This is a genomic window from uncultured Proteiniphilum sp., assembly GCF_937873925.1.
Classification (GTDB): Bacteria; Bacteroidota; Bacteroidia; order Bacteroidales; family Dysgonomonadaceae; genus Proteiniphilum.
On the sequence record NZ_CALNAT010000158.1, the window covers coordinates 1 to 14,223 of the forward strand.

General features: G+C 40.5%; 10 protein-coding genes. 6 read left to right on the plus strand and 4 right to left on the minus strand.

Annotated features, from left to right (window positions below; translation table 11 throughout):
* The coding region (nfo, locus tag Q0502_RS10920; RefSeq protein ID WP_298650659.1) for a deoxyribonuclease IV at positions 1–586 on the plus strand (586 nt) is incomplete at its 5' end.
* A gap of 85 nt (positions 587–671) precedes the next feature.
* Here the strand turns inward: nfo and Q0502_RS10925 are convergent.
* A complete protein-coding gene (locus Q0502_RS10925; RefSeq protein ID WP_298650661.1) occupies positions 672–3,008 on the minus strand; it encodes a glycoside hydrolase family 20 protein in 2,337 nt (778 codons plus the stop codon).
* 554 nt (positions 3,009–3,562) lie between these two features.
* Here Q0502_RS10925 and Q0502_RS10930 point away from each other — a divergent pair.
* Positions 3,563–6,031, plus strand: coding sequence for a TonB-dependent receptor (locus Q0502_RS10930; RefSeq protein ID WP_298650663.1), 2,469 nt, complete (start codon positions 3,563–3,565; stop codon positions 6,029–6,031).
* 4 nt (positions 6,032–6,035) lie between these two features.
* A complete protein-coding gene (locus Q0502_RS10935) occupies positions 6,036–7,073 on the plus strand; it encodes a DUF4249 domain-containing protein (protein WP_298650665.1) in 1,038 nt (345 codons plus the stop codon).
* 1,803 nt (positions 7,074–8,876) lie between these two features.
* Here the strand turns inward: Q0502_RS10935 and Q0502_RS10940 are convergent.
* Positions 8,877–9,860 (minus strand): hypothetical protein, encoded by a 984-nt coding sequence (locus tag Q0502_RS10940; RefSeq protein WP_298650667.1) that lies wholly within the window; start codon positions 9,858–9,860, stop codon positions 8,877–8,879.
* An 873-nt stretch (positions 9,861–10,733) separates the two neighbouring features.
* Between Q0502_RS10940 and Q0502_RS10945 the strand changes: the two genes are divergently transcribed.
* Complete coding sequence (locus Q0502_RS10945) at positions 10,734–11,198, plus strand: hypothetical protein (protein WP_366521788.1); 465 nt, start codon at positions 10,734–10,736, stop codon at positions 11,196–11,198.
* A gap of 288 nt (positions 11,199–11,486) precedes the next feature.
* On the opposite strand, the gene Q0502_RS10950 is transcribed toward Q0502_RS10945, so the two are convergent.
* Both Q0502_RS10950 and Q0502_RS10955 read right to left on the minus strand, forming a co-directional pair.
* Positions 11,487–12,086 (minus strand): immunoglobulin-like domain-containing protein, encoded by a 600-nt coding sequence (locus Q0502_RS10950; RefSeq protein ID WP_298650669.1) that lies wholly within the window; start codon positions 12,084–12,086, stop codon positions 11,487–11,489.
* A 322-nt stretch (positions 12,087–12,408) separates the two neighbouring features.
* Positions 12,409–12,546 carry a hypothetical protein gene (locus Q0502_RS10955; RefSeq protein ID WP_298650671.1) on the minus strand — a complete coding sequence of 46 codons (138 nt, stop codon included), beginning with the start codon at positions 12,544–12,546 and terminating at the stop codon, positions 12,409–12,411.
* Positions 12,547–12,717: 171 nt separating this feature from the next.
* Here Q0502_RS10955 and Q0502_RS10960 point away from each other — a divergent pair, with 171 nt between their 5' ends.
* Entirely contained in the window at positions 12,718–13,032 is a 315-nt protein-coding gene (locus Q0502_RS10960) for a hypothetical protein (RefSeq protein ID WP_298650673.1), read from the plus strand.
* Positions 13,033–13,670: 638 nt separating this feature from the next.
* Positions 13,671–14,223: WG repeat-containing protein (locus Q0502_RS10965; RefSeq protein ID WP_298650674.1), on the plus strand; the 553-nt coding region annotated here is incomplete at its 3' end.

The following is a 14,223-nucleotide window of genomic DNA, read 5'->3' on the forward strand; positions in this document are numbered from 1 at the left end:
ATCAAGGGCTGCCTTTAATGATGAGATGAAACGGTGCGAACAGTTAGGGATCAACCGGTTCAACTTCCATCCGGGAAGCCATCTCAATCAAATGCCGATCGATGCCTGCCTCGACAGGATTGCCGAATCGATCAATCTGGCGCTTGAAAAAACGAATGGAGTGACAGCCGTCATTGAGAATACGGCCGGCCAGGGGACCAACCTGGGATACACTTTCGAGCAGATCGCCCATATTATAGACAAGGTGGAAGACAAGAGCAGGGTAGGGGTCTGTCTCGATACGGCACACACCCTGGCTGCGGGTTACGAGATCAGGACCAGGGAAGGCTATGACGAGACCTTTAACCTGTTCGGCCGGATTGTGGGCTTTCACTATTTAAAAGGGATGCATATCAACGACTCGAAAAAAGAGCTGGCAACACGGGTGGACAGGCACGACAGCCTCGGTAAAGGGATAATGGGTATGGATCTTTTCTCTTTTATCGTGAATGATCCACGGCTCGACGATCTGCCGCTGATCCTTGAAACCCCCGATGAATCACTGTGGGCGGCAGAGATCCAATTGCTCTATTCGTTGCAGAAATAATCTTTTATAGCAAAGGCCTGCGCCGGAGATAATAATCCCTGCGTCAGGCCTTGCTGATTTACCGGATTTAGTCTTAATGTTAATCTTAATCTAACCTTATCTCATCCACAAAAATAAATCCTTTTCCCCCTTTCCCGGGATGCCATTCGGGTATCACGGAGGTTTTCACGGTCACTTTGAAGTAGCGGGCAGTCACCGGATCAAATGAAAGGGTATGCGTGAATACCCCTTCGTAATTATCCTTCTCTTCGTCGATGATCTTTTCCGTGGCTACTGTCGTGAAGTGCTTGTTGTCTGCGGAAGACGCTATCTCAATCACCGAAGCATTGAAAATCCAATCGCCGGTAACCACCGCGTTACGGATTTCGGCCGAACTGATCCCGGTGGGTTCCAGCATATCGATGACTGCCACGAGATCATCCCGCTGGAAGCCCATCCATCGTCCGGTACGGTAGTTGGTGCTGTTGCCGTTAAGGCCGTCTATCAGCATTCCTGCGCCCGTATAAGCATACCCGGATGCAGGGTTTGTCAATAGTTCTACAGGTTTGTAACTCGACCGGCTGACCGTGATTGTTTCGCTGAAGACCCGGCTCTTTTGTCCTCCTTTGCGGAGGGCGACCGCTTTCAACGTCGCATCTTCCTGTATGGAGAATCTGCCTTCATAACGAACCGAAGCTTCGGTCGGCTCGCTGCCGTCCAGCGTGTAGTAAACCGGTGCATCGTCGACGGTGGAGAATTCTACATCGAGGACGTTCCTCTCTATATTGGGGGTTAGCGTGGCCTGCACATCGAAGACATGGGTAGCATAGTTGTACTCCAGCTTATCGTAGAGCGCCAATAGTTGCGGTAACCGCGAGAGGAATTGGTGATAATCTTTCTTTTCAGGTTCTATCCATTGCACCTCACTCATGGCAGCCATCCTCGGCAGGAGCATATATTCCACATGATCCGGTGTTTTGATGTATTCGGTCCAGAGGTTTGCCTGTGCTCCAAGGATATGGCTCTTTTGTTCGGAAGTAAGGGTCTCCGGCGCCGGTTCAAAGCTATAAACCTGCTCCAACGGCAGGTATCCGCCAATACCGAAAGGTTCTTCTTCGGTGTTATGCGTCTGGTAATAGTCGAAATAAGCATAGGTGGTAGGGGTCATGACCACATCATGTCCCATCCGGGCGGCTTCAATGCCTCCGCCCATACCGCGCCACGACATCACCGTAGCGTTGGGCGCCAATTCACCTTCCAATATCTCATCCCATCCGATGATCCTCCGTCCGTGACTGTTCAGGAACTGTTCGATACGGGCGGTGACATAGCTTTGCAGGTAATGCTCCGCGGTATGTCCGTCGCGGTCTTTCAGTCCCAGCTCCTTTATACGGGCCTGACAACGGGGGCACTCTTCCCAGCGCGTTTTGGGCGACTCATCGCCACCGATATGGAGATATTCCGACGGGAATATCTCCATTACCTCCGTCAGTACCGCTTCAAGGAAGATAAAGGTGGAGTCGTTTCCGGCACACAGTACATCATCGAACACACCCCATGATCCTTCCACTTCATACGGCCCTCCGGTACACCCTAATTCGGGATAGGCCGTCAGGGCGGCCAGCATGTGTCCGGGAAGATCCACTTCGGGAATGACGGTGATATAGTGTTCCTGCGCATAAGCCACCACATCCCTGAGTTCTTCTTTCGTATAGAATCCACCATGCGGTATGCCGTCATATTCACCGCTGTTGCGGCCGATCACTGTTTCTTTGCGCATAGAGCCTATTTCCGTCAGTTTCGGGTAGGCATCGATCTCAATTCGCCAACCCTGGTCATCGGTCAGATGCCAATGGAAGCGGTTGATATTGTGCAGCGCCAGCAGGTCGATATATTTTTTTATAAATTCCACCGGTTGGAAGTGGCGGGCTATATCGAGCATCATGCCGCGATAAGCGAAGCGGGGGGCGTCGTTGATGGTTGCCGGGGCGTAAGAAATAGAGCGGGTTCTTTCCACGGGAGTAGCCTTCCTTAATGTCTGGATGCCGTAGAATACCGCTGCTTCGGAGGCGCCGTCGATCCGGATGGCTTGCTCATTGATGGTGATACGGTAGGCTTCAGGGTTTTTACTGTCCAGTCCCGTGGACAGGATTATGGCGTTCCGTTCAGGAGTATCAGTGGTAACAGCGGGTTTGATACCTGTGGACAATGCTAAGTATTCCGCCAGAAATCCGGCGTTGCGTTGCATCTTTTCATTGCCTTCAGGGAAGACGATATGGGTGCTTCCGGAAAGGATGAAAGGGGTTCCCTCATGCATAGCGATTTCGCCGGGCAGGGGAACTACTTCGTAATTGGCCTCTTCCGTATCGCTGCTTCCGGTATTACACGAAGCCGTAAGGAGAGCGATCACTATGGCGGTGATTGACTGCTTGGTTCTCTTCATCTTCTGTGGGTTTTATGAATATTCTTTTTTCTTCTGTATGCGATTGAGCGTGTAAAGGTAATTATTATGAAATAATCACGCAAAGATGGGATGTTTTTGGAACGATTAATTTTATCCTTCAATCAATTGTATTGTTATGCTCAAAAAATAAGAGTATTTTGATTTTTTTGAAGTTATTAATGCTTTTCGAAATAAAAGCCGGTATCGGGGTATAATTGTTTGGGGTAGTTGACTGGCTTTTCATCGAAGGAAAGGCCAATTAGTGTTATTTAACTTTTTTGCTGCAGCATTTTAGTATGTCATTGCATCTGTATTACTGTATGTGAGGTGAACGGTGAGTGCAAGTTAGACGTGGATCAGTCGGTGGCTGTGCATTGTTTATGACCGGAAAAATTACCCAGTCACATACCAAACAGACGATAAGGACTACAAAAACAAAAAGATCCGATTTTAATAAATTAACCAGTAAACATGAGGGATTTTTGCCTGTTCCGCATCTTATAAACAGATCGCATAAAAAATTTAACACAGAATATTGCTCATTATTTATTTTTATGAAGAAACAAACAACATTTTGCCTGATACTGCTGTTCGTAACCGTTCATCCGATTTTTGCACAACGTTACACCATCAGCGGATATATTACCGACAAGGCAAACGGCGAAACCCTTATCTCCGCCACCGTTTTCGATTCAAGCTCATCTAAAGGGGCGACAACCAATAACTTTGGTTACTATTCGCTGACACTGCCTGCCGGCAATGTAGCGCTCGAATATTCCTATATCGGGTACCGGACGTTAAGACTGGACTTTCACCTGCAAGGTGACACGGTGTTGAACATCCGCCTGGATCAGGATAACATACTGGAGGAAGTGACCGTGATCGGCAACCGTACGGAAACGGGCATCAAGGGATCGCAGATGAGTACCGTGGAAGTACCCATCAGCCAGATAAAAAACATACCGACCCTGTTCGGCGAGAACGACCTGATCAAAGCCCTGCAACTGCTGCCGGGCGTACAATCGGGCACCGAAGGTTCGGCGGGGATGTATGTGCGGGGAGGAGGACCGGATGAGAACCTGCTCCTGCTGGACGGTGTGCCGCTGTACAATGTGAACCACATGCTCGGCTTTTTTTCCGTATTCAACAGCGATGCGCTGAAAAACGTGACACTCTATAAGGGCAGTTTTCCTGCACGGTTCGGCGGACGGCTTTCTTCCGTGGTAGACGTGCGGATGAAGGACGGCGACGACAAGAAAATACGCGGAACGGCAAGCATAGGGCTGATCTCATCCAAAGTTCAGTTGGAAGGCCCCATCATAAAGGAGAAGACTACGTTCAACGTATCGCTGCGGAGAACCTACCTCGATATTCTGGCGCAACCGATTATCAAGTTGGCCCAAAGCAATGAGAATGGAGGTGTAAGCGGTGCCGGCTATTACTTTTACGATATAAACGCCAAGTTCACCCATAAGCTGTCGGAAAAAGACAAATTATACCTGAGTACCTATTTCGGTGACGATGCCGTCTATATGAAAGCCGAAGACGGAAACGCCTATGGTGGTAATTACGAAACAAAAGACTATACGAAACTCGACTGGGATTGGGGTAACGCCATTGCCGCCCTCCGCTGGAACCGTGTCCTGAACAACAAACTGTTTATGAATACCACTGCTTCGTTCACCCGTTACCGGTCGGCGTTGAGCAGTGGCTACGAAAGCATTTCCCGGGATCTTTCTGTTCCGGAACAGACCCAAACGACCGAAGAATCACGGCTGACCTATCATTCCGGAATAAGGGACTGGACACTGAAAACCGATTTTGATTTTACACCGAACGTTAATCACGACATCAAATTCGGTACCGCCTACACGTATCATACGTTTGCGCCCGATGTTATTTCCCTGAAGGTTCTGGATTCCGGACAGACAGAGCAAAACATCGATACGGTGGCCGGAAGCCCCAAAGTATATGCCCATGAGACGACGGCTTATCTGGAAGATAACATCTCGCTCGGAAGGATGTTGAAAGTAAATTTGGGAGTGCATTTCTCCTCGTTCCATGTGCAGAATAACAACTATTTTTCATTGCAGCCGCGTGTCGGACTGCGTGTACTGCTTAACGATAATTTGTCGTTGAAAGCCGGCTATGCCTCTATGAGCCAGTATATTCATATGCTTTCCAATAATACCATTAGCATGCCGACCGATCTGTGGGTGCCGGCCACTTCAAAGATCAAACCGATGAAATCCCACCAGTATGCGGTGGGTGCATTCTATTCGCTTCAGCATATAGCCGATTTCTCTGTGGAAGGCTATTATAAAACAATGGACAACCTGCTCGAATATAAGGACGGCGCATCGTTCATCGGTGTTTCCACAGATTGGGAAGACAAGGTGAGCATGGGGCGCGGCATAGCCTACGGCATCGAATTCCTGGCTCAGCGTTCGTTCGGCAATACCACGGGATGGGTAGGTTACACATGGTCGAAATCCGACAGGATTTTCGATCGCCCCGGGAACATCATCAACAATGGGAAACGGTTTCCCGCAAAGTACGACAGGAGACACGACGTGAGCATTACCGGCACCCACCGGTTCTCGGAAAAGATAGACGTATCGGCTTCGTGGGTCTTTAGTACAGGGAATGCCGCAACCTTTGCCTTTCATGAATATGCCGCCGCTGATTCCCCCAGCTACAGGCAGCAATATTATTTCCCCGGAACCTATTCCTATTTCCCCGAGACCTATTCCTATGTGGAGGCGCGGAACAATTTCAGGTACAACAATTACCACCGTCTCGATCTGGGAGAGAATTTCCATAAAAAGACCAAACGGGGGAACCTGCGCACCTGGAATATCAGTATCTACAATGTGTATAGCCGCCTGAACCCTTTCTATGTATACGTCTGGGACGAAACCACCGTAAATCATGAAACGGGTGAACGGAAAACGAAAAACGTATTACGTCAGGCTACGCTCTTTCCCATTATCCCTTCGGTAAGTTACACAATTAAATTTTAAGACAATGAAACGAAATATATATCTATTATTATTCATCCTTACAGGTTGTTTTATATCCTGCGAAAAAGATATCCAATTCAAAGGTACCGTCACCGATCCGCTATTGGTGCTGAACAGCATCCTTACTCCCGATTCGGTCGTATCCGTACATCTTTCCCAAAGCCGCTTCATCCTCGGGGAATCGGCGCCATTGAATCCTATTTCGGGTGCAACGGTATCGGTATTTGTAAACGGCGGTTTGAAAGAGCAACTCACCTACGATGCAAACGGAATATACACGGGAACCTACTTTCCGAGGCCGGGTGACGAAATAAAGATCGAAGTCATAGCCGACGGCTACGACCAGGTCAAATCCCAAACGGTCATTCCGGGGAAGCCCGGTGTGGTAGTGACTGATTCAACCGTTACCGTCCGCGAAGAGGAATACAGCAGTCCCTATCAACCAAATACAGTGCACAAAACCACAACCCGGAACATGCAGGTACAGTTGAAATTGACGGATGCGGTCAACGAAGAAAATTATTATTTTATCAAAGTCTCCCAGAATTATTACCGTAAAGACGAATTACTGCTGGTTTGGCCCATAGAGCTGAAACTGAGCGAAGTGTTGAAAAACAATATCACCGATAATGGAAATATCTTTCAGGAACTCTTTGGTGATGAGGGGAATGCGGACAGGGTGGATAATCTCTTTTCCGATTTGTTTGTTAACGGGAAGGATATCTTATTCGATTTCTCATTTTATGATACCCTGGAATCCGCTACTTATGTCAATGGCGAGAAAATAAAGGACGGGAACAATAACGAGGAAGAGCTGACTGTGGAATATATTGTAGAAATCGGTGAAATTTCCCGGGACTTGTACCAGTATGTGATCTCCGGTAATCAGGCAGTGAACGCCGAGGATTATGGGCCATTTTCCGAACCGGTCCGGGTGCATACGAATATTGAAAACGGCATCGGTATTCTCGGCGCATATAATACCTACAGGTTCATATCGCGTTTTCAAACGAAGTATTTCCCGTATTCCTTTCTACCATGACTACTTAACCCGGTAGGAACTTGATGAAAGGTATTATTTTTTTATAACCTGGCCGAAAATAATAATCTTTGAGGTTTTGAAATCGGGCGATAAATTATTTTTTCTCCTTATTTTGACTATTCTATGTTAATACCTTGAAGCTCCATCTTATTCGGGACTTTGTAGGTTGATTATAATAATTTAAATGACAAAGTGTCCATGGTCATTCATAGTCTTACCATTTTAATAGAACTATCAAGATGAACGAAAAAGAAATATTAGAAGAAATTCGTAAAAATGCTATTTTCAAAGTTAACGAGTTAAAAAGGTTTATTAGAGCTTGATGAAATGTTTTGTAATGAAGAAAATAAAGCTGCTGCATTAATTATAATAGCAAAATTATTTAGAACGTTTTCAGATAGACTCGAAAGAGCAGTAAAGGAAATAAAACTAAGTATAATTCTAAAAGGTTAATCTGCTCTATAAATCCCGTCTCATGTTATCATTACCATCATCATCAGTAAATGACAAGATTTCAGGAATTTTTTGATCTGCCTAATTTCAGCGGTACCCGATATTATCTACCACAATCTCACCCGAACATTCACCCGGATTTGTACATATTAGTTTTCATACGGGAACGATTCGATGCGCTACTGGCTATATACGTTTCCCACGGGCATGAGGCATGTCTCACAATGAAGTTTGATTTCAGTGAGAGAATCTCTTTTTTACCAAAAGATAAATTGACCTTTGTGGCCAAGTGTGGGTGCGACCGCTACTATAAAACATTTTTTCTGGGAACAGCTTATCGTCATGATTTTCGGCATCTTTTCACGCTGCAATTCAATGGACGAAGTCTGTGACGGCATCCGGTGCGGGCACCGAGCGGAAGCTAAACTACTAGCCATGGACGTTGCCCTAACTAAGAGCACGGCAGGTGACGCTTTGCGCAACCTTGACGAGGAACTTTTCAGGCTTTATTATTTTGCCCTGATATCCTATTCTCGTCCGCTTTTGTCGGTATTAGTTTCTCTCTTTCTTTAGATAACTTTATTCAAAAATTTTGCTTATTAAAGATTCAATACATATCCATTTTTATAATAATAAATAACTTCCTGATTTTTATTCATTACATATCCATTTTTATAATAATAAATAACTTCCTGATTTTTATTCATTACATATCCATTTGCGTAATAATAGATAACTTTCCGCTCTTTATTCATTACATATCCGTTAGTATAGTAACCAACAACTTTATCAGATTTTAAAATTGGATGCAAGGAATTGCAGGATATAAAAAATATAGAACATGCAAGTAAACAAATACTGATGCTTTTAATTTTATTCATAATCATTTTACTCATTCTGGTGAACTATAAAAATAAAACATTTCCTTATCTTTTTAAGGAAATGTTTTATCAAATACAAGAGTTTTTTTATTAATTAACTTACTTTTTTTCGCACTATTTCAGTTCCCAAATAATTGCCTTGTAAGTCTTCTTTTTCAACAACATATTCCACGTCAACACAGGAAATTCCTTCCCAATTTCCTTCTAGATTCTGCAATTGCTGAATATCTAACACTTATTTGAAAATTTCTTACAATATGACAAGAAAGACTGATAATATTACAAAAAACGAGATAACAACTGCGTGAATTGTCTCTATGAGAGGAAGAATGAATGGTTTTATCACTTAATACATGATAAAAAATTATTCATTAATTTTCAGTTCAATATAACTTTACCACAAAGTAAGTAATTTCTTTTTTAAAATATCAATATTCAATGAATAATATACAGTCTGTACTGTCATATATTATACATATTTAACTATCTGTATAAGATCTCTTATGTAAACCCCACCTGTACCCGTTGCGCCAGCATTTACATCGAGAACTATACCTCTATACGCGCCGTTAATATCTCTTAATGTTGCTGGTTCTCCTTCAAATGGGTGAGTTACAGCGATTAATATTTGTCCTGTCCCCTCCACTACATTAGTAGGTATATAATTGCTATTTGTTATGCGTATAAAAGCAGCATCTACAGTACCGGAATTTTGTCTATTTGCGACTTGCCCGACATGCACATTATTTATATAAGCACCCTGGCCCACCATAGTAAAAAGATGGCCACTACTGACAATCCCAATTTGATTTGAACTATTTCTCGCCCTGTATCCTACACTTCCATTGTTTAACCCAGGTGGTTTTATTCCACTTCCGGAATTAACATTTGCGAGGTCTATAAAAGGTCCAGTACCTTGCTTAAATATAATAGCCGGTGAGTCCATAAATGCTTTTTTGAACTCATTTATTTTATCAGGGCTAATGTCTATAAATTCAACAGATATTCTGTTAGCTTGTACCTCTATTCCTGCTGAAATAAGATTGTCTTTAATAGATTTCGGGGCAGAATTTCTAAAAAAATCATCTAATTTTTCCTGAATTTTTTCCAGTTCATTCAATGAGAAATCACCCTTTTGTAAATGAAGATTCACCCTTTTAACTTTTTCTTCAGCCATACTCCTGAATTTCTCAGGATTATCATCTACAATAACTAAAACAATATCAAAATTTTCGTCAAGATAAATTCCGCCAAAATAATCAGGATAGGCAGATCCCGATGACCGTGTCCCAGGTTTTTTTTCGATAATCTGCAAGAGTTCTCTGCCTTCTTTTCCTGCGATTCTTGCTTTTGCTTGTAGTTCTTCTTTAGTTATCCCTTCATTGTCATCAGCCTTATGGGACCTGTCATTGTCACAAGAAGCTAATAATATGAGACCAATGATTGGTGTCATATAAAAGATTTTTAATAGTATAGATTTTGTTTCCATAAGCGATTAATATTAAAAGGGTTATATGTATGAAACAAAATTAGATAAGAGAATGTTTATTAGCATGATAAACATTATATTCGATTAAGAAATAAGATAATTGACGATCAGAGATCTCAAATTATTCTATAAAAACTCTAATGAAAATGATCTTATTAATTTCTTAAGACCAGGGCAAGGCCGGATGATGTTTCGGTGTCCAAATGGCATAGGCCAAGATCTTCTCGAAGTAAAAAATGGTGTCTTCGTGTGGGCGGATCTGCCGCCGGTATCCCGATATCGTATATACATTTGACACCTTGATTAGATTGTCATACTATCATCAATTTGGCTAAACTAACCCATTCTAAAAAAAATCGACAGGATTTAATATATCCGGCAAGTTCCTGTTTTCCCGGCTATAGTTTGCCTTTTTATAAGCATCCATTTGATTTGCATCGAACGGTTTCATCAATCGCTCTATTTGTTCTTTGTTAAAGTCGGAATCTACACATTGAACAATATCATTTTCGAGAATAAACAACGGCAACCGATATTTATTTTGCCCTGAATTGCGGATTTCTCTCCTAATGGGATTGGCCGGAACGCAAAAAAAAGATTTTGGTACATCGTTATTTCAATGCCTATTTTCCACATCAAACAAAGTTAATAATTCTAACTTATTAAACAAGCACGCTCGATTGACGTTATATATAATTTTCAAATTATATATGCAAGAAACCGGGCATTTTTCATCTTCATCATAGGCGTCGGCAAACTCTCAGTTAAAAAAATAATTATATAATTATTACTCAAACAGCTATAAATACGGCAGGAAACATTTTCAGCGGGCAGGTCGTGGGAGAAACCGCCAAAACCTTGTCCGAACGCTTTGGGAAAGTCCTCCAGAAAAGGCAGTCCATTTCAATTAACCGGCAGGATACCTCCACATCCATCAATACCCAAATGGATTTCCTGATCCCGGCTTCCAAAATTGCCAACCTGTCACAAGGCATGTTCGTGGGATCAGTCGCCGATAATTTCGATGAGAAGATTGATGAAAAGATATTCCATGCACAAATTGTTGTTGATAACGCGAAAGTCGCCACTGGAACAAAAGCATACAAAAAGATTCCGGTCATCAATGATTTCAAAGATGGGAACGGCAATGACATTATGCAGCAGCAAATAGAATGGAATTATAACCGGATCAAGAAGGATGTTGTCAATATCATCGAGGATGAGAAAGGACGAATCTGCAAAGATCCTGATTTATGTCATCTTTTGGGTGAAGAGTTAAAAGAAGAATCAAATAAAAAATGAAAATTTTCAACTAAAGACGCTACAAGAAACGGTACGATGCAAGTATAAAAGATTCGCGATATCCCGGATGCGAGAGATTGTCTTTTCTTGGAATGAAACGGACTGTAAAACAACATATTTATAACAACACGGTAGTTTATAGTTTCGATTCGGAAATACAGCCCGTAACCAGCATGAGATTGAAAATCGAAATAAATACCCGTGAACATCTAAACATATTAGACTTGAAAGAAATACCATACAAAATGAATTCTGTCTCGACAAAACGGTTTCCAAAAAAGCAAGAGGTTATTTAACAACAAATTCGGTTTCAATGGAACGATTTCCTACAATAGGTCTATTACTATCGATTTGAGAGTTTTTCCCTTTATCTAAAATGGATATTTCTTTTTCTATTCTATATCTTCCTTGAACTAAATTTAAACCAAGAAAATCAAGTTCAGCAACAAATACTCTTTCAGTTTTAGGGTCGATTACAAATCCTTCATCTGTCCATATCAATTTTTCGAATTCTGGTAATGCAGCCCAAAATCCAAATTCAAAGTGTTTGATTATGTAAGCATTGCGTGTAAGAACTATATAATCAGAATTATTAATTATTCTCATATTTATCTTTTCAGGATTTCCGATAAAAATGGAATCCTCTAAGACTAGGCGAATATCTAATGAATTTATAAAAAACAAGGTTGAATCCTTTATATCACTGTTGTTCAAAAGATTCTCTGTTTCTAAATTTTCATTATTTTCAAGTACATGATTTTTTTTCTTTTCAGTATATTTGCCGGCTTGATGCGTGCAACCGGATATCATAAACAACCAACATAATAAACAACTTCCCCAAAAAAATATTTTTATATATTTCCGGATGTTAGTAACGATTGATTCCATATAAATTCTGCATATTGCTAAATTTAGGTTGTAGTCTATAGCTTGCTTACTATGTCAACCCTCAGTTGACCTTCTAACATTCCTAGATAACTTTCTATAGTAATTATTCCACTGAAGTTTCCAGAAACTTATCCACAAATATTTATACTACCACCGATCTGTACCATTCTTGTTGATGTAGATAGAGTTTGTCCGTTGCAGTTAAGTAGTGCCCTGTCCATATAAAAATAATCTCAATCTGCAATGAGCCCGTCCCTTGAAATGCCATAGGGCCTATCTATAAACGTAGCTTAAGAATCCCTCATGTATTTATCAGAGATATCTATGGGTTCAACGAAAAACCTGCCGCATGGAAAGGATAACCGGCGGGAATGGTTCCTACATAGGGAAATACCCTATTCTTACCATCTTCTGAAAGAGTGCATATTTCAACCTTATTATCGTTTTTATTATTATCCATTATTGATCCAATTGGTTCAAATATAACCTCCGGCAAACGATTTTACCTTATTTTAATCAATGAATTTTCGATGTTGTTTTTATATTAACGATCCTCATACATTAAACAATGAACCGGGAAATTTGTTGATTAAGAAAAAGTTATTCCTTAATATATAAAAATCCTCTTATTATGAAAAAAACAAATGGCATAAATAAAATCAATCACTTCAAAAGGATCTGTCACGACAAGATTTTTTATGAGTGGGGGCTTACTGTAAAAGAAATTGTTATTATGTCTGTATTTATTCTTACCCTGACCGGTATTATCACATTATGGATAGTTAATGAGAGAAGAATTAATAAAAAATACGCTAAGGAGTTCTGGGAATTAAATAGATATTATCGACAAAAAGAAATGAATTTAGACAAAAGTATATATGAAGAAGAATTCGACATAGAAAAAGAATATGATTATTATTTCAGGGAAAAGATCAGTTTGAGGTAAAGCAGCATTTAATCCCCCAAATTTTAAATATTTTTTCTTCCTTACTTTAAGCCAATTTATCTGATCATGTATTGATTAAGACCAACAGTTCCAATATCTTGTAAATAATAGACAAGATCATCTTCAGTGTCAATGGAAAATTTAAGAATGCCCCGTCTTCATACAACCTGTAGAAACAATTTAAACAAGTCGAGCATTGAATTTGTTGCTTTAGCTTTTGTGAAACAAAAGCTATTATCTGTAGCTTTTTTAATGCGTCGTTTATAAAACTGCATAATGAACTTACAATATTAAAGAACCCATAATTGCAAGCAAATTTATTAGGTTATATAAAACCTATTTGCTTTTTTGCTTGTTATTAAAGGGGTTAACAAGTGGAAATACTTATGTTTGTAAAGCCGCTAATATTAATTCGGCTTTTGGGATTATTTGCGTATTAAATTGAAACTATTTCAAACTTGACAATATTTTAAAAGAGGATAAAAGATAATTTTTGTACAAACTAAAACGGGCGGAAAAATTAATCAGGCTTGTCTAGATTTTTTCCGCCGGTTTTTGACTTATGGAATGGAATAAATAGAAGATGAGGATTACTCCTCACACTGTAGTGAAATATACTTTTATGGGATTAAATAAGTATGAAAAGAATAGTTTTAAAAATCTTGACAATTTTATTTCTCGCCTCTTCTTCTACTTTTGCTTTTACGCAGTCTTTAATTAAAGTACAAAAATCAGTAGCTGGCAAAATGAAATTTGGTTATGTAGATAATCGAAACAAGATTATTATTCCTTACGGGAAATATGATTTTGCTTATTCAGATACAATTGATTCATTAGGTTATGTACTCAAAAAAGGTAAAGATATAGTCGCAATAAATAATAAAGGAAAAGAACTTTTTAAAGTATATGTTGTCGATAACGGGCCTGATTATCCAATAAATAATATTTTCCGAATTGTTGGTAAAGGTAAAATAGGACTTGCAAACACGAACGGATTTATAATTTTAAACCCTAAATATGATTTCATTCGCCCTTTTTCAAATGGATATGCTGCGTTCAACATAGGTGGAAAAAACAAAAAAATACCAAATAGCGATTATTCAGAATTTGTAGGTGGTAAATGGGGATTTCTGGATCAAAATGGAGTAGAAGTAATTCCTCCTGTCTTTGATGAAGTTTTAGATTTTAAAA